The sequence below is a fragment of the Janthinobacterium sp. SUN073 genome, assembly GCF_030397665.1.
Lineage (GTDB): Bacteria > Pseudomonadota > Gammaproteobacteria > Burkholderiales > Burkholderiaceae_D > Janthinobacterium.
In genome coordinates, this window is the sequence record NZ_JAPUBT010000008.1 from 21,078 (window position 1) to 37,410 (window position 16,333).

The following is a 16,333-nucleotide window of genomic DNA, read 5'->3' on the forward strand; positions in this document are numbered from 1 at the left end:
ACGTTGCCGTAGACCTTGCTCTTCGCATCGGCCGTTACCGTGATCGGACGCGCGGCGATGCTCAAGGCGCCGTCGTGCGCCGTCACCACATAGTTGCCGTTGGCCAGAGCCGAAGCGTCGATCGTGTAGCTGCCCACGTTTTCACCGGCCACGCGGCGCAAGGCGCCGGACAGGCTGTCGCCGTCCACCAGCGCGCCTTTCGTCACCTGGTACGTCAGGCCCGGATCGACATTGCCGTATACCTTGCTCTTCGCGTCGGCGGCCACCATGATGGGACGAGGGTCGATGCTGGCACTGACGCCGCTGGCGTTCAGCACGTAATTACTGCTGGACAGACTCAAGGTGCTGGAGTCAAAACTGCTGTAACGGCCGGCGTTGCGGCTGCCGACACTGGCTGAACCCGTCACGCTAGGCGCACTGTCGCCATTGACCAGCCCCGACAGCACAAAGCCGGCATTAAACGTGCCGCTGCCGTCGTAGGTCTTCGTCACGGCCACGTTCAACGGACGGGGTGTGACCGTCCAGTAGACCGGGCCGCCCGGCGTCAAGGTATAACCAGCCTTGCCCAAGGTGAGGCCGGTGCCATAGGTGATTGTGTAGAGGCCGGTCGATGAGGTGGCGGAAGGCGCACCCAGCCAGCTAATGGTGCCGCTAACGCCGGCATCCGTGACCAGTCGCCCGTCCACGAGCGCGTCATACAGCGCATAATTAAAGATCGGCATGTTGCCATAGATGCTGCTACCAGGCGTCAGGCGCAGATACACCGACTTGGGGGTATTACCGGCGGCATCGTCGACCGAGACGATGGCGGACGATAATTGCGAAATGGGCGCCGCAGCATAATAAACCGACAGACCGCCAGACTGCCCCGGAGCCAGGTCCGGCACCCGCATGAAGATGGCATAGCTGCCATCATTCTGCGCAGAAGCGATCGATGAACTTTTCGGATCCTTGAACACAACGTTGGAAAACTGGCAGCAAGCGCTATGGACGGTATTCACGCCAGCTGTTGTCGAATAAAACAGCGCGGCCGACCCGTTGGTACCGCTACCGACTTCACTGACCATGATGGCATTCGAGGGTGCATTCGCGTCAGTCAAGGGCACGAATGCGCCCCCGCTGATTGTCCCCTTGGTCTTGAAATTTTGGTCCGACACGCCGATGAAGTCGTCGCCAGTCCCCAGCCACATGCGTACATTCGTCAGCGGCGCGCTGCTCTGGTTGGTGACGCGACTATCCATGTTGATATAGGCGTCTCCTGTCTTCAACGTGTAGCTGTGCGTCACGCCGGCAGATTGCTGCAAGGTCTGGAAAGTCAACGTTCCCGTCGTCGTCACGGTACCGACACCCTCTTGATAACCGGCAATATTCAGCGAACGATTACTCAGTGCATTCAAATAGCTTCCTGCCGAGCCCATCCCCGCCCCGCCCCCATTCAAATTGGAGGCCAGCACTTCCCCAGTGCCATTCCATGAGTTGCTGCCGTCCCCGCCAGCGGCAATCGCAAACTCGAATGGCCGCGCGCGATAGGTGAGCTGAAACCAGCCACTACGGCCCGTGGTCGAGTTATCGAAATAGGCTGGGCCTTTCAGCAGACCGTCGTCCGTGAACGAATTTTCCACGCCGTCACCAATACGCATCTTTCCATTGTCCAGCACCAGATTGTTCACGCGTCCGCCACTGCCCTTTTGCCAGGTAAATGCGCTGGCATGCGGAATGTTCACGGCGACGCCCAGCGAAACACTGTAGGAGCTGCCTGCGCCATCGGCCGTGGCTTGCCCGTACTGGTATGCGAGCTGGCCCGTGCCGGTCGCGTTCAGGTTCGCATTGATATTGATGTTGCGCTCGGCAGTCAGCGTGAGTTTGTTGGCCGACCAGTTGACGGCGTCATTCACATAGATATCGCCTCGGCCGCCCGTCGTGCCCATGCTGGTCGTCATGATGGAGAAATTATTGCTGGCCAGGGCATTGGACACATCGGCCCCCGTCATGTTGCCGCCACTGGCGGCGACCGTGAAGTCGTTCGGGTCGATCAGCCAGGTGCCCGTCTTGCCGCGCGGTGCAGCCGTGGTGACACGCGCGGCGCCGATGTCCACCCGATTTGCGCTCGTTTCAATGAAGCCGCCGTCGCCGCCTTGCGGCGCGCTGGCGTCGAGCACGCCGGCGACATGGACGCTGCCCTTCTTCATATCGCCCAACAACACGATCTGGCCTTTTTCACCGGTGGCCAGGGTATGCGCTTCGATCACGCCCGTATTATTGATGACGCTGGAGGCCAGTGCGCCCGCCGCCTTGGCCGTCAGGTAGACCTGGCCGCCATCGGCACGGATGGCGCCGCCGTTGTCGATCAGGGTATCGAGCGCGCCCTGCGTCACCTGCAGCTTGACGGGACCACCCAGGTCCAGCGTAACCTGGCTGCCAGCACCCATCAGCACGCTGCCGGCATGGGCAGCGATAGTGCCGCTGTTGCTGATCTTCGCGGACACCAGCGCGACATAGCCACCATCGGCAGCACGGATGGTGCCCTCATTGACGATGCGTCCGCTTCCCTTGCCGCTGAAGACATGCTTGTTGCCGCCCAGGCTGGCATTCTCGACATCCAGGGTCGAAGCGACAAGAGCACCCACATTGACCTGCGCGGTGCGGCCAAACAGGATGCCGTTCGGGTTAATCAGGTAGACCTGGCCATTGGCACTGAGGCGCCCGAGGATCTGCGAACCATTGCTATCGAGAATGCGGTTGACGGCGAGCGCGCTGGCCGACGGTTGCACGAAGTTGACGGTTTCCTTGCTGCCCACATTGAAGCTGGCCCAGTTCAGCGAAGCTTGCTGGCTCGTCTGCTGAATCGTCGTTGTCGCACCGGACTGCGTGATGGTCGCCGAGCCGGCCACTACCTGGCCACCCGTGGGTCCGGCACAAGCGGGGCCTCCCAGCGTCAACGCCGCCATGGCGGCCGCGGCCGCGGCCAACTTGCGACGTCCGCCCTTGCCGCGCCCGCGAGACGTCTCGGCAACGGCAACCCAGGCGTTCAGAACATGACTCCAGACGAGTCGATAAATGTGATTCAATGATCCGTGACGATGCATGCAGTCTATCCTTGTTGGTATTTGTATACGGAGCACCCACGCGCCACCTCACCCGCGCCCATGGCGGCGGGTGAGGTGGCGGAAATGGCGATATCGGCCATGCATGCGCCATGCGCACAGACAGCCTCCCCCCTCGCTTCCATCCCTATTGCCTTTCACCACACAAATGTGGCCAAAAGCTACAGAAATTTCTTTAGGGAAAATATAACAAAGATTCCAGATTTATAAGTGAGCAAACCTGAGCGATTCCCGACTGATTCAGTCGGGAATCGCGATGTATCCAGGCGCGTATATGCACGGGTACATGCAGCGAAAAACTGACGATGCCATCCATGCCGGCGCTGTTCCGCAGCACCGCCATGCTGCGCAGAAAACTGATCAGGACAGCCGCATAAAAGATGCCGAAAATCAGCAGGAAGGCGCGTGCCGGATGGTGTCCGCGCAGTGTGAGCCATGTGGCCAGCACGATGACCAGGACGATCAGCGGCAGCGGTGACACCGACAACGCCACGGGTAAAGCGGGGAAACAGGGCGGGTAATTTCAGTCAGACCTTCACGCCGCGAAAACGATCGGGTATCCTTGCCCCATGTTGAACCTTATTCTGCTTGAAGATGAAGCCGTCCTGCGGCAAGAACTGACCGAATTTCTTGGCGATTGCGGCTATCGCGTCAGTGCAGTCGCCAACCTGGCCGACTTTCAAGCCTGTTACGCTCCCACGCAGCACCATATTGCCGTCATCGACCTGGGCTTGCCCGATGGCGACGGCATGGAACTGGTCCGCGCGCTGCGTGCCCAGGGCCGGCAACTAGGCATTGTCGTCTTTACCGCGCGCAGCGCGATGCAACACAAGATAAGCGGCTTGATCGACGGCGCCGATTACTATCTGCCCAAAAATACCGACCTCAATGAACTGGCTGCCACCCTGAGCAGCCTGCGCCGCCGCCTGGGCGAACCGGTGACCGCGCCCACGTGGATACTCGAACTGGGGCCGCGCCGGCTGTTGCCGCCCGGTTGCGACGCCATCGCGCTGTCGCAGCAGGACTTGACCGTGCTGCAGGTGCTGATGGCCGAGCCCGAGCGCATCGTCAGCCGCCAGCAAATCGTCCAGTCGCTGGGCGAGGATTTCCTCGACTACGATCAGCGCCGCCTCGACACGCAGATCCGCCGCCTGCGCCGCAAGACCGAGCTCGCCACCGGGCTTTCCCTGCCCATCAATACGGCGCGCAACGCCGGTTACCGCTTCTTCGCCAACGCGGCAGTACGGCCCTGAACCCGCGCTCGCTAGGCGAGCAATTGCGGCACGGCCGCCGCCATCAAGGAAAGGCCGATCAAGGTCAGTACGGCAAACGCGATGCGGCGCATGCCGCGCTGGGCGATCGGTGGCGGGTAGCGCTTGCCGGCCATGGTGGCCAGCACGCCGACAGGCAGGGCTAGCATGCACAAAAGTAACACTTTCGCATCGAGCTGGCCCTGGCTGCCCGCCATCAGCGAGCGTCCGCCCGCGCTGATGGCAAACAAAAAGATCAGGCTGTAGCGGATGGTTTTTAAACTCATTTCCTGGCGGTAGAACTGGTACACGAGGGGCGGGCCAGCCAGCGAAAACAGGCCCGAAAACAGGCCGCCGCACACGCCGCTGATGAAGAAACTGCGTTTATCCGCCGCGCCCGGTCCCGGCGGCGCCTGCAGCAAAATACTGACGCCGCCATACACGATGGCCGCGCCCAATAACAGTTTCAGGACGGGCGCATACGCCTGGTCCAGGTATCCCAATAACAACACGCCGGCCGCCATGGCCGGCAGCAAGCCAATGCTGGCCGCGCGGATGGCGCGCCAGTCCAGGTGGTGCAAGGCGCCCGGCAAGGCCACCAGGCAATTGGCCAGCGATAACAAGCTGACGAGGGCCGCCAGCGCGGGCACGGGCGCCAGGCCCAGACCGCTGGCCACGCCCATGACGATCATGCCCAGGCCAAAGCCCGTGACGGTCTGGAAATACGTGCCCGCCGCCACCACGCCCAGCAGCGCCAGCACAGGCAGGCTGAACAACTCAGCGTCCACCCTGGGCCTGCACGGCCGTGACCGCGATCACGTTATACACATCGTCGGCGCAGCAACCGCGCGACAAATCGTTGGCTGGCTTGTTCAAGCCTTGCAGCAGCGGGCCGATGGCGACAGCGCCGCCCATGCGTTCGGCCAGCTTGTAGCCGATGTTGCCCGCATCCAGGTTGGGAAATACCAGCACATTCGCGCGGCCATTCACCACGGAATCCTTGACTTTTCTCTGGGAAATCTCGGCCACGATGGCCGCATCGAGCTGCACATCGCCATCGATGGCCAGCAGCGGACGCTGGGCCTTGACCCGGTCCGTGGCCGCATGCACCTTGTCGACGGCCGCGTGGTGGGCGCTGCCGCTGGTGGAAAACGACAGCATGGCCACGCGCGGTTCTTCCATCAGCAAGGCTTGCGCGCTGTCGGCGGCGGCCATGGCGATGTCGGCCAGCTCCTCGGCTTTCGGGTCGACCACGAGGGCGCAATCGGAAAAGATGAAACCGCCCTTCAGGCTGTGGAAAGGTTCGCACAGCATCATCAGGAAAAAGCTCGACACCAGCTTGAAGGCCGGGTCGACGCCGATGATCTGGATGGCGCTGCGCACCACGTCGGCCGTCGTGTGCACGGCCCCCGCGACGCAGCCGTCGGCGTCGCCCAGGCGCACCATCAGGTTGGCGTAGCACAGCGGGTCTTGCACGGCGATACGCGCCTGCTCCACCGTCATGCCCTTGGCCTGGCGCAGCACAAACAATTGCTGGGCATAGTGTTCCGACTCCTCGGACGCTGCCGGATCGATCAGGCGCACGGCATCGAGGTCCAGCGCGTGTTCGCGCGCCAGGGCCAGGATGGCGGCCGGCTTGCCGACGAGGGTGATGTGCGCCAGGCCTTCGCTTGCCGCCCGCGCGGCCGCCTGCAGTACGCGCGCATCGTCGCCCTCGCACAAGACGATGTTTTTCGGCACGGCGCGGGCTTGGGCGATGATGCGGTGCAGGGCTTTCATGGGTACTCCAATTCGGTAAAAAAAGTGCCGGAACCATGGAAGCATGCAGATGATTCCGGCACATAAAACCCGGCGCGATTGCCGGGGTCATACAAGGATCGAACTGACTGCTTACACGTAGTCTTTATATTTATCCAGGTGACGGATCGGTTTACTCAGCGCATCGCGGCGGAACGGGTCGCCCAGCTCGCGCGTGCACATGATTTCGATGATGGTGGTCTTGCCTTCATTCATCTGCATGTCGATGGCCTTCTTCAAGGCCGGACCCACGTCTTCCAGCTTGTCGACCGTGATGCCTTCGGCCCCCATGGCGCGTGCGATCTCCGCGAAGCTCTGGTTGTCGAGTTCACCGGCAACGAAGCGGCGGTTGTAGAAATCGACCTGGTTTTTCTTTTCCGCGCCCCACTGGCGGTTATGGAACACCACGGCCGTGACGGGAATATTGTGGCGCACGCAGGTCATGGTTTCCATCAAGCTCATGCCCCAAGCGCCGTCACCCGCATACGACACGGCCGGACGGTGCGGTGCGGCCACTTTCGCGCCGATAATCGTCGGAAACGCGTAGCCGCAGTTGCCAAAGCTCATCGCCGCAAAGAAGCTGCGCGGCTTTTCAAAGCGCAGATAGCTGTTGGCCACCGAGTTGATGTTGCCGATGTCGGTCGACACCATCACGTCTTCCGGCATGGCTTTTTCCAGCTCGCGCAAGACCTGGCGCGGGTGCAGATAATTGCCCGGCTCTTTCTTTTGCTCTTCGATCATGTCCAGGCTGTACGCATCTTTTTCGTGCGTCCAGTTGTCCAGTTCGTTTTCCCACGCGGCCTTCTCGGCTTGCACGGTGGCATAGCGTTCTTCGCGCGTCGCATCGCAATCGAGCGTCTTGCCATCGAGGCGGGCAAGAATCGCCTTCGCCGCCGCCTTGGCGTCGCCGCAGATGCCCACAGAAATCTTTTTCACCAGACCCAGCATCTTGTTGTCCGCGTCGATCTGGATGATCTTCGCGTTCTTCGGCCAGTAATCCATGCCGTGCTGCGGCAAGGTGCCGAACGGTCCCAAACGCGAACCGAGAGCCACGACGACGTCGGCCTGGGCGATCAGTTTCATGGCCGCCTTCGATCCTTGGTAACCCAATGGGCCGCACCACAGCGGATGGCTGGCGGGGAACGAGTCGTTATGCAGATAGCTGTTCACCACTGGCGCGCCCAGGCGCTCGGCCAGCGCCTTGCACTCTTCGATCGCTTCGCCCATGACCACGCCGCCGCCCGAGATGATGACGGGGAACTTGGCCTTGGCCAGCAGTTCCGCCGCCTCATTGAGGCTGTGTTCGCCGCCCGCGCCACGGTCCAGGCGGTTCGGTTTCGGAATCTCGGCCTTGATTTCGCCGTAGAAATAGTCACGCGGGATGTTCAGTTGCGTCGGCCCCATTTCCGACATGGCGCGGTCAAAGCAGCGGCCCGTGAATTCCGCCATGCGGGCCGGATTGGTCACATGACCCTGGTATTTGGTGAATTCCTCGAACATCGGCAGCTGGTTCGCTTCCTGGAAGCCGCCCAGGCCCATGCTCATCGTGCCCGTTTCCGGCGTGATGATGACGACCGGGGTGTGCGCCCAGTAGGCGGCGGCAATGGCCGTGACGCAATTGCTGATGCCGGGGCCGTTCTGGCCGATGACCACGCCATGGCGGCCCGAGACGCGGGCGTAACCGTCGGCCATGTGGCCGGCGCCCTGCTCGTGCACCACGGGAATCAGGCGGATGCCTGCCGGGGCGAAGATGTCCATCGGGTCCATGAAGGCCGAGCCCATGATGCCGAACATGTCGGTCACGCCATTGGCGGCCAGGGTTTCCACGAACGCTTCGGAAGGCGTCATCTTTTGCGGGCCTACTGGAACGGCAGCGGCGGCTTTTTGGTCGGACAAATCAGTCATGGCTCAGTCTCCTTACGGTTTTATGAAAAATCGGTATATTTTGTTCCGATATTTGAAATACGTGTTCAATTTAACGCTTACGAAATACGCTGTCAATGAAAATTCATGAAAAATCGGACTGTTTCATTCCTGAATCCGGAATCCGTGACTTTGCGCCACTGCTGAAACAACAATGGCGGACTATCCGCAACAGACAGCCCGCCATCGAGACCTCCTGCGCTACGCCTTAGAATTTCAGGCGCATGCCTGCCGTGAAGGCGCTGGAGTTATGCCCAGGCAAGGGCACGCTGCCGCCGCTGGAAGCGTCGCCAACGAAGTTGGTGCCCGCGCCATCGTTGCCGATGCGCCCGTACGAGGTGTACAGATTGGTGCGCTTGGACAAGGCATACGTGTAGCCGATGGCCAGCTGGCGCCCGCCGCGGCGGGCATTCGTGCGGTCATCCTTCTTGATGTACGAGGCCATCACGCTGCCCGCCGCGCTGACCGGCGCGGACACGCCCAGCATATAGTTGCGGAAATCCGTGCCCGCATCGTCCTTGTCCGTCTCATATGCGGCGTGCAACTTGGCGGGGCCGAAATCGTAGGTGCCGCCCAGCAAAGTCACCTTGGCTGTGTTCAGCTCGCTATCCTTGCGGTTGTCGTGCGCCAGGGTCAGCACCAGCGGGCCGTTGGCGTAGTCGATGGAAAAGTCGATGGTGCGGCCCAGGCTGGCGCTGTCCGGCTTTTCGCCGAGGCCAACCATGATGGCGGCCGACAAACCCTTCACCTTCGGCGTTTCGTACATGATGGAATTTTTCGTGCGCAGGCTGGCCACGCTCATCAGGTTGAGCGAGGCGCCCGTCAGGCCCGTCTCGAACGGGTCGATATTGTCCAACGCGGTGAACAGCGGGTTGTGTTGCAAGCCCAGGTTGACGGCGCCGAAGTCGCCGGACAGGCCCACATAGGCCTTGCGGCCAAACAGCGCGCCCTGGCGGTTGGCGCCCGTATCGAGGTCGAGGCCATTTTCCAGCAAGAAGTTGACCTTCAGATTGTTGCCCAGGTCTTCAGTGCCCTTGAAGCCGATGCGGCTGCCCGACTGCACGCCGGTGGCCAGCTTGGTGACGGAACCGTCCGCGCCGCCGTGTTCGGACGTCAGGCCAGCGTCCAGCAAGCCGTACACGGTGACGGACGATTGGGCGCTGGCGCCGCCAGCGAAGAGTGTGGCCAGGACGGCCGCCGCTACGAGTGTGTGTTTCATGTCATCTCCAGGTATTGTGGTTTTTATAAACGCTTGAAACGCAAATCAACTACGGTGCTGCAAACTTGGCTCAGGCGATCAGCCCGGCCATCGGCGACGAAGGCGAGGCGCTCATGGCGTTCACTCTCCGGGGCATGCGTCCGGCCAGGTAAGCCTCGCGTCCGCCCTGCACTGCCAATTTCATGGCGCGCGCCATGCGGATCGGCTCGCGCGCCGCCGCGATGGCGGTATTCATCAGGATGCCGTCACAGCCGAGTTCCATGGCGATGGCCGCGTCCGAGGCCGTGCCCACGCCCGCATCGACCAGCACGGGCACCGTGGCTTGCTCGATGATCAGCGACAAATTCCACGGATTCAGAATGCCCATGCCCGAGCCGATCAGGGACGCCAGCGGCATGACGGCGATACAGCCAAGGTCTTCCAGCATGCGCGCCTGGATGGGGTCGTCGCTGCAATACACCATCACCTGGAAGCCGTCGCGCACCAGCTCCCCGGCCGCTTTTAACGTTTCCGGCATGTTCGGAAACAGGGTCTTTTCATCACCGAGCACTTCCAGCTTGCACAGCGGGTGCCCGCCCAGCAGTTCGCGCGCCAGTTGCAAGGTGTAGACGGCGTCGCGCGCGTTGTAGCAGCCGCCCGTGTTGGGCAAAATCGTGTATTTCGACGGCGGAATGAAGTCGAGCAGGTTCGGCTCGCCCTTCTCCTGGCCGATGTTGACCCTGCGGATCGTCACCGTGACGATCTCGGCGCCGCTCTCCTCGATGGCCAGGCGCGTTTCCTCGAAATCCTTGTATTTTCCCGTGCCTACCAGCAGGCGCGACTGGTAGGTGGTGCCGGCCAGGGTCAGGCCGCCGGGTGCTTGGCTGGGGGTGGCGTCGTCTCTCATCTTGATCTCCTGTGCAATTCATTTAAACCAGAAGCAAAATCCGGGGTCGGACCCTGAGGGTCCGACCCCAGCCTTTTTCCTTGGGTTTCCCCGCAAAACGCAAAATCGACTTCAGGCCGGCATCCCGACACCAGGTCGGCCAGCGCCCTGCCCGCGCCGCAGCCCATGGTCCAGCCCAGAGTGCCGTGCCCCGTGTTGAGGAACAGCTGGCGGTAGCGCGTGGCGCCAATGTACGGCACGTTCGACGGTGTCAGGGGGCGCAGGCCGGCCCAGTAGACGGGGTCGCTGTAATCGCAGGCGTGGGGAAACAGCGCCTGCACGCGGCGCGTGATGGCGGCGCAGCGCACGGGATTGAGTTCGCGCGTGTAGCCGTTCAGCTCGCACGTACCCGCCACGCGCAGGCGCTCGCCCAGGCGCGAAAAGACCAATTTATGGCCATCGTCGGTCAGCGATACGGACGGCGCGCTGACGGGGTCGATGATCGGATACGTGGCCGAATAGCCCTTGCCCGGATACAGCATCAAGCGGATGCCCAAGGGCTGCAACAGGGGCGCGGAAAAGCTGCCCATGGCCACCACCACGGCATCCGCGTGCTCGAGGCGGTGGCGCCCTTGCGCGTCGATGCATTCCACGCCCGTGATGCGCTCGCCATCTGCCAGCAGCCGCGTCACCGCCGTGCCGAACTGAAAATCCACGCCGGCCTTGGCGGCGCACGCGGCCAGGGCCGTGGTAAACAGATGCACGTCGCCCGATTCATCGCTGGCCGTAAAGTCGCCGCCGACGATGCGGCTGCGCGCGTGGCGCAGAGCCGGTTCCAGCCGGATCACTTCATCGGCGCTGACGGTGTTGCGCGGGCAACCCAGTTCGCGCAAGAGCGCGGCACCCGCTTGTGATTTGTCAAACTCCTGCTGCTCCGTATAGAAATGCAAGATGCCCCGCTCCAGGTGGTCGTAGGCTATGCCCGTCTCGCGCCGCAGCGTCTGCAAACTCTGCCGGCTGTACTCGGCCAGGGCGACGATCTGGCGCATATTGCGCGACACCCTGGCCGGCAGGCATTCGCGCAGGTAGTGCAAGGCCCACTGCCATTGCAGCACATCGAGACGGGGACGGAACAGCAGCGGCGCGTCGTCCTTGCCCAGCCACGTGAGCACCTTGCGCAGGGTGGCGGGATTCGCCCACGGTTCCGCGTGTGAAACGGAAATCTGGCCGCCGTTGCCGAAACTGGTTTCCTGCGCGGCGCCCGCCTGACGCTCGAACACGCGTACGTCGTGGCCCGCCTGGCGCAAATACCAGGCCGATGCCGTGCCGACCACGCCGGCGCCGAGGACAAGGATCTTCATGGCGGGCCCGACTCGCTTAGCGCGTCAGCAGGACGGCGATGGCGACAAAGGCGGCGATCCACACCGTTTCCATCACCAGCATGATCACGGGACGCCAGCCCAGCGAGGCCAGCGACTGGAACGAGGTTTTCACGCCCAGCGCGGCAATCGCAATGACGAGGCAGGCGCGCGAGGCATTGTTGATCCAGCCATTCACTTCCTGCGGGATCAGACCCAGGCTGTTGGTAATCACCAGCCAGACAAAGCCGATCAGGAAAAACGGCACCAGCGGCGGCGCATCCACTTCGCTCTTGCCATCCTTGCGCTTGAACATGATCGACAGGCCCAGCACGACGGGCACGAGGCAGGCCACGCGCGTCAGTTTCACGAAGGTGGCGACGTCGCCCGTGTGGTTGCTGACCAGATAGCCGGCGCCCACCACTTGCGCCACGTCGTGGATGGTGCCGCCGATGAACACGCCCGCTTCCGTCGGGTCAAAGCCCAGCAGTTTGACCAGCAGCGGGTAGACGATCATGGCCAGGGTCGACAGCGACGTCACGCCCACCACCGTCAGCAGGGTAAACTTTTCGTTTTCCTTGGTTTGCGGCAGCACGGCCGAGATGGCCAGCGCGGCCGAGGCGCCGCAGATGGCGACCGAGCCGCCCGACAGAATGCCTTCCGTGATGGGGCGTTTCAGCCATTTGGCCAGCAGATAGCCGAAGCCTAAAGTCGCCACCAGGCCGCCGACGACGATCAAGAGTGGCGTCACCCCGACCGAGGCGATCTGATTGAAAGTGATGCGCGCGCCCAGCAGGGCCACGCCCGTACGCAGCAGCACCTTGCTGCAAAATTCGATGCCGGGCTTGCAGGTGGGGTCGGACGCGAGGAAGTGGAAGGCCAGGCCGAAGAACAGCGCATACAGCAGTTGCGGGCCGCCGTAATTGCTGGAAATAAAGGTGGCCGACAGGGCGATCACCAGCGCGATGGCCACGCCGGGCCAGCTGCGCAGCACGGCGCGGGGACGCCAGATGGCGACGGCGGAAGACAGGTAGGGAATGTTCTTGTCGACAACGCGTGTTATCGCTGAGGAGTTGGTTTTCATGCGGGTCCGCTCATAATGTTTTAAAAATTGGGACATTTCATCTCGTTTTTTAATAATACACGATGAGCTAGCGAAGTCCATGTTTTTCCATGAAAATCGAAACCGGATGTTCCGGAAACTGACGTTTTTTTATTTCTCACCCCGTAAACGACAAGCGGCGCGGCCCTTTGCAGGGACGCGCCGCCGTTGCTGGTGCTTGAAAGATTACTTTTTGTTCAAACGGGTGATCAGGCTGGATGTGTCGTAACGGTTGCCGCCCGCCTGCTGCACTTCGGCATAGAACTGGTCCGTCAAGGTCGTCACGGGCAGGTCGCTGCCATTGCGCTTGGCTTCGGCGAGGCAGATGCCCAGGTCCTTGCGCATCAGGTCGACGGCGAAACCGAAGTCGAACTTGCGCTCGATCATGGTCTTGCCCCGGTTTTCCAGCTGCCACGACTGCGCCGCGCCCTTGGAAATCACGTCCACCACCAGCGCTGCATCGAGGCCCGCGTTTTCCGCGAAGGCGATGCCTTCGCTGAGCGCCTGCACCAGGCCGGCGATGCAGATCTGGTTGACCATTTTTGTGAGCTGGCCGGAACCGGACGCGCCCATGTAGGTGACGGCGCGCGAGAACAGGGCGATGACGGGCTCGGCCCGCGCATACGCCTGCGCGTCGCCGCCCACCATCACCGTCAGCTTGCCGTTTTCCGCGCCCGCCTGGCCGCCGGACACGGGCGCGTCGAGGAAGAACACGCCCTTCTCTTGCGCCGCCGCGTGGATCGTGCGTGCCGCTTCGGCGGAGGCCGTCGTGTGGTCGATCAGGACGCTGCCCGGCGCCATGGCGGACAGCAAGCCGCCCTCTTCCAGGATCACCTGGTACAGGTCGTTATCGTTGCCGATGCAGGTAAACACGAACTCGGCGCCCGCTGCAGCGGCGGCCGGCGTGGCGGCGCTGCTGCCCTTGTGCTGCTCCAGCCAGGCGGCCGCGCGGGCCGGATTGCGGTTGTACACGGTGACGTCATGCCCGCCCGCCGCCAAGTGACCTGCCATGGGGAAACCCATGACGCCCAAACCGATGAATGCCACTTTTGCCATATTGTCCGTCCTGTCGATGAATGAATCCGATTATTGTTGCACAAACAGTCGCCGCCGGCAGCATCAAGGCGTGGGAGCGCGCCGATAATACAGGTCGAACTCTTCCTCGCCATCCGGCACGAAGCCGTGACGCACATAGAAGCGGTTTGCCTCGCTGCCGCGCAAGGCGCCCACGCGCACGCTCTTGCGGGCCGCATCGGCCTCGGCAAACACGCGCGCCAGCACGGCCGCGCCCATGCCTTGCCGCTGGCATTCCGGCGCCAGGTAGAAGTGGTCGAGCAGCAAATAATCCGCTTGCGGGCGCAACACGTAGAAGCCGGCCAGCGCGCCGCCATGGCACAACTGCCAGGTACAGGCGGGGTCGTAGGTGGACAGGAAACGCTGGCGCGCGCGCTGCGGATCATAGCGGCCAATGCGCTCCAGGCTGTCGCGCATGGCGGCCACGCGCAGGCTGGCCAGCGCCTCGCCATCGGCGATGCTGGCAGGTACGAAGGTCAGCATGGCGTCACAGCACTTCGCGCAATGCCGCCATCAACGCTGCGCACTCAGCCGGATTACCGATGCTGATGCGCAAATACTGGCTGATACGCGGCGCATTGAAATGGCGCACGATGACGGAGCGGGCGCGCAAGCCGGCGGCCAGTTGTGCCGCGTCATGCTGCGGGTGGCGGGCAAAGACAAAGTTGGCCACGGACGGCAGCACCTCGAAGCCCAACTCCGTCAAGTCCGCCGCCAGCTGTTCGCGGCTGGCGATGACGGCCTGGCGCGTTTGCTGGAAATACGCTTCGTCGTGCAGCGAAGCGACGGCGCCGGCCAGCGCCAACCGGTCCAGCGGATACGAGTTGAAACTGTTCTTGACTCTTTCCAGCGCCTCGATCAGGTCCGCATGCCCGAAGGCACAGCCCACGCGCAAGCCGGCCAAGGAGCGCGATTTCGAGAACGTCTGTACCACCAGCAAGTTCGGATAACGCTCGACCAGGGCCACGGCGCTCTCGCCGCCGAAATCCACATACGCTTCATCGACCACCACCACCGCGTCGGGATGGGCGCGCAGCAAGGCTTCCACGCCGGCCAGCGGCAAGTCCACGCCCGTGGGCGCGTTGGGATTCGGGAAGATGATGGCGCCGCACGGCCCCTGATAGTCTTCCGGACGGATGCGCATGGCGTCGTCGAGCGCTACTGTGCGGTAATCGATGCCATACAGTTTGCAATACACGGGATAGAAGCTGTAGCTGATGTCCGGGAACAGCAAAGGCGCATCGTGCTTGAGCAAGGCCATGAAGGCCAGCGCCAGCACTTCGTCGGAACCATTGCCGACGAACACTTGCGCGCTATTCAAGCCGTGGTAGTCGGCCAGGGTTCGCTTCAATTCGCTCGCGGACGGGTCCGGGTAGAGACGCAGGCTGTCGTTGGCTGCTGCGTGCAGCGCGGCCAGCACCTGCGGCGACGGGCCGTAGGGGTTTTCGTTGGTGTTGAGTTTGACCAGGTCGGGCAGTTTCGGCTGCTCGCCGGGGATGTAGGGGGTCAGCTCGCTGACGATGTTGCTCCAGAATCGGCTCATTGCTTTGCTTTGGTATGGGGGCAGGATGGGGATACGGTAGATTACCATAGGCTGAGCTGGGTCAAGGTGGGCGGCGATGGCGAGGGCTAACGTGGACAGCATCGGCACCACCCCGAAGTTGACGAGGACGCGGCATGAACAGCATGCACAAGCTGAGCGATACAAGGGTGTGGCCTGACGCACAGGCGCACCAGGCACGCCAGCGCAAGATCGATGCATGGCTGCAGAACAGATCGCCGTCGAATTGCTGACTGCCACGGACCAGCTACAGGGCGACGGAATAGTCGACCTGCAGCGCGCGACGGCACTGGCGCAACGCTTGGCAAGGAGTAGCAGGGCCATGCACGATACCCTCGGGACACTGTTTGACAGGGGTGAAAAAAGCGAGGAGCATGGAATGGAACGCACGGAGGATTGCACCATGGACGAGCAGGTCAACGCACTCGCAAAAGACATGGTTGGTGTGAAACTGGATGTTGCTGATTTGAAGGTTGATGTGGCTGGCATCAAGGTGGATGTCGCGGGGCTGAAAACGGATGTTGCTGGTCTCAAGGTGGATGTTACTGGTTTGAAGGTCGATGTTGCTGGCCTCAAAGTGGATGTTGCGGACCTCAAGGTGGATGTGGCTGGTCTGAAAACGGATGTCACTGTTCTCAAGACCGATGTCGGCGTTCTCAAGACGGATGTCAGTGGCTTGAAACTGGACGTCGCTGTGGTGCGCTCCAATTATGCGACCAAGTCAGATGTGGCTGAGGCGAAATCGGCTGTCATCCTGTCGTGTGTGGGGACGATGATTGCCTTGTCGGGCGTGGCGTTTGCGGTGGCGAGGCTGGTGCACTAGCTTGCGTTCGTTAGTGGCGGCGCTGGCGTTCAAAGCCTGAATGGAGGAAAAAACGCCTTGCGCTGCGCGCTTTGGGCGGTTTTTCTACCTGGGTTTGATCCGCTGGTGGTTTTTTGACCTTGCGGGAATAAAAAAAGCTCCCTTGCGGGAGCTTCTCTTATGTATTCTGGCGGAGAGGGTGGGATTCGAACCCACGGTACGATTTAACGTACGCTTGATTTCGAGTCAAGTACATTCGACCACTCTGCCACCTCTCC

The 16,333-nt window shown here is 62.2% G+C and carries 14 protein-coding genes, 1 tRNA gene and 1 pseudogene; 2 read left to right on the plus strand and 14 right to left on the minus strand.

From position 1 onward, the window contains the following. The 3 genes and pseudogenes from O0882_RS20225 to O0882_RS20230 all read right to left on the minus strand — a co-directional run. On the minus strand, window positions 1-2,948 hold a 2,948-nt coding region (locus tag O0882_RS20225; protein ID WP_289950862.1), incomplete at its 3' end, for a filamentous hemagglutinin N-terminal domain-containing protein. A 45-nt stretch (window positions 2,949-2,993) separates the two neighbouring features. Next, window positions 2,994-3,086 (minus strand): annotated as a pseudogene (locus O0882_RS29125) (ESPR-type extended signal peptide-containing protein); the annotation flags it as partial. Window positions 3,087-3,279: 193 nt separating this feature from the next. Continuing rightward, window positions 3,280-3,585, minus strand: a complete 306-nt coding sequence (locus O0882_RS20230; protein WP_289950863.1) for a hypothetical protein — start codon at window positions 3,583-3,585, stop codon at window positions 3,280-3,282. A gap of 88 nt (window positions 3,586-3,673) precedes the next feature. On the opposite strand from O0882_RS20230, the gene O0882_RS20235 reads away from it, so the two are divergent. Next, window positions 3,674-4,357 carry a response regulator transcription factor gene (locus tag O0882_RS20235; protein ID WP_289950864.1) on the plus strand — a complete coding sequence of 228 codons (684 nt, stop codon included), beginning with the start codon at window positions 3,674-3,676 and terminating at the stop codon, window positions 4,355-4,357. A gap of 11 nt (window positions 4,358-4,368) precedes the next feature. Here the strand turns inward: O0882_RS20235 and O0882_RS20240 are convergent, their stop codons facing one another. The 10 genes from O0882_RS20240 to hisC all read right to left on the minus strand — a co-directional run bounded on the left by O0882_RS20240 (window position 4,369) and on the right by hisC (window position 15,235). Next, window positions 4,369-5,130, minus strand: a complete 762-nt coding sequence (locus O0882_RS20240) for a sulfite exporter TauE/SafE family protein (protein ID WP_289950865.1) — start codon at window positions 5,128-5,130, stop codon at window positions 4,369-4,371. Window position 5,131: 1 nt separating this feature from the next. Continuing rightward, window positions 5,132-6,133: a phosphate acetyltransferase gene (pta, locus tag O0882_RS20245; RefSeq protein WP_289950867.1), complete on the minus strand. Its 1,002-nt coding sequence runs from the start codon at window positions 6,131-6,133 to the stop codon at window positions 5,132-5,134. A 111-nt stretch (window positions 6,134-6,244) separates the two neighbouring features. Then, window positions 6,245-8,056, minus strand: coding sequence for a sulfoacetaldehyde acetyltransferase (gene xsc / locus O0882_RS20250; protein WP_289950869.1), 1,812 nt, complete (start codon window positions 8,054-8,056; stop codon window positions 6,245-6,247). A gap of 226 nt (window positions 8,057-8,282) precedes the next feature. Then, complete coding sequence (locus O0882_RS20255; RefSeq protein WP_289950870.1) at window positions 8,283-9,293, minus strand: porin; 1,011 nt, start codon at window positions 9,291-9,293, stop codon at window positions 8,283-8,285. Window positions 9,294-9,363: 70 nt separating this feature from the next. Continuing rightward, window positions 9,364-10,179 (minus strand): thiazole synthase, encoded by an 816-nt coding sequence (locus O0882_RS20260; protein ID WP_289950872.1) that lies wholly within the window; start codon window positions 10,177-10,179, stop codon window positions 9,364-9,366. Continuing rightward, complete coding sequence (locus O0882_RS20265; RefSeq protein WP_289950874.1) at window positions 10,176-11,519, minus strand: D-amino acid dehydrogenase; 1,344 nt, start codon at window positions 11,517-11,519, stop codon at window positions 10,176-10,178. Before O0882_RS20265 ends, O0882_RS20260 begins: the two co-directional genes overlap by 4 nt. Before the next feature lie 16 nt (window positions 11,520-11,535). Continuing rightward, window positions 11,536-12,600 (minus strand): YeiH family protein, encoded by a 1,065-nt coding sequence (locus O0882_RS20270; protein ID WP_096234667.1) that lies wholly within the window; start codon window positions 12,598-12,600, stop codon window positions 11,536-11,538. Window positions 12,601-12,804: 204 nt separating this feature from the next. Further along, a complete protein-coding gene (locus O0882_RS20275; protein WP_289950877.1) occupies window positions 12,805-13,674 on the minus strand; it encodes an NAD(P)-dependent oxidoreductase in 870 nt (289 codons plus the stop codon). Window positions 13,675-13,737: 63 nt separating this feature from the next. After that, entirely contained in the window at window positions 13,738-14,175 is a 438-nt protein-coding gene (locus tag O0882_RS20280) for a GNAT family N-acetyltransferase (protein ID WP_289950879.1), read from the minus strand. Window positions 14,176-14,179: 4 nt separating this feature from the next. Continuing rightward, entirely contained in the window at window positions 14,180-15,235 is a 1,056-nt protein-coding gene (gene hisC / locus O0882_RS20285) for a histidinol-phosphate transaminase (protein ID WP_289950881.1), read from the minus strand. Between the two features lie 217 nt (window positions 15,236-15,452). Between hisC and O0882_RS20290 the strand changes: the two genes are divergently transcribed. Continuing rightward, window positions 15,453-16,076 (plus strand): hypothetical protein, encoded by a 624-nt coding sequence (locus tag O0882_RS20290; protein WP_289950885.1) that lies wholly within the window; start codon window positions 15,453-15,455, stop codon window positions 16,074-16,076. A gap of 167 nt (window positions 16,077-16,243) precedes the next feature. Here O0882_RS20290 and O0882_RS20295 read toward each other — a convergent pair. Next, window positions 16,244-16,333 (minus strand) — tRNA-Ser (locus O0882_RS20295).

What these genes read in the sequence shown, in the direction of transcription:
- pta (WP_289950867.1), bottom strand. Translation starts at nt 6,133, where the DNA reads ATGAAAGCCCTGCACCGCATCATCGCCCAAGCCCGCGCCGTGCCGAAA.
- O0882_RS20265 (WP_289950874.1), bottom strand. Translation starts at nt 11,519, where the DNA reads ATGAAGATCCTTGTCCTCGGCGCCGGCGTGGTCGGCACGGCATCGGCC.
- O0882_RS20290 (WP_289950885.1), top strand. Translation starts at nt 15,453, where the DNA reads ATGGCTGCAGAACAGATCGCCGTCGAATTGCTGACTGCCACGGACCAG.
- O0882_RS20280 (WP_289950879.1), bottom strand. Translation starts at nt 14,175, where the DNA reads ATGCTGACCTTCGTACCTGCCAGCATCGCCGATGGCGAGGCGCTGGCC.
- hisC (WP_289950881.1), bottom strand. Translation starts at nt 15,235, where the DNA reads ATGAGCCGATTCTGGAGCAACATCGTCAGCGAGCTGACCCCCTACATC.
- O0882_RS20260 (WP_289950872.1), bottom strand. Translation starts at nt 10,179, where the DNA reads ATGAGAGACGACGCCACCCCCAGCCAAGCACCCGGCGGCCTGACCCTG.
- xsc (WP_289950869.1), bottom strand. Translation starts at nt 8,056, where the DNA reads ATGACTGATTTGTCCGACCAAAAAGCCGCCGCTGCCGTTCCAGTAGGC.
- O0882_RS20275 (WP_289950877.1), bottom strand. Translation starts at nt 13,674, where the DNA reads ATGGCAAAAGTGGCATTCATCGGTTTGGGCGTCATGGGTTTCCCCATG.
- O0882_RS20235 (WP_289950864.1), top strand. Translation starts at nt 3,674, where the DNA reads ATGTTGAACCTTATTCTGCTTGAAGATGAAGCCGTCCTGCGGCAAGAA.
- O0882_RS20255 (WP_289950870.1), bottom strand. Translation starts at nt 9,293, where the DNA reads ATGAAACACACACTCGTAGCGGCGGCCGTCCTGGCCACACTCTTCGCT.
- O0882_RS20270 (WP_096234667.1), bottom strand. Translation starts at nt 12,600, where the DNA reads ATGAAAACCAACTCCTCAGCGATAACACGCGTTGTCGACAAGAACATT.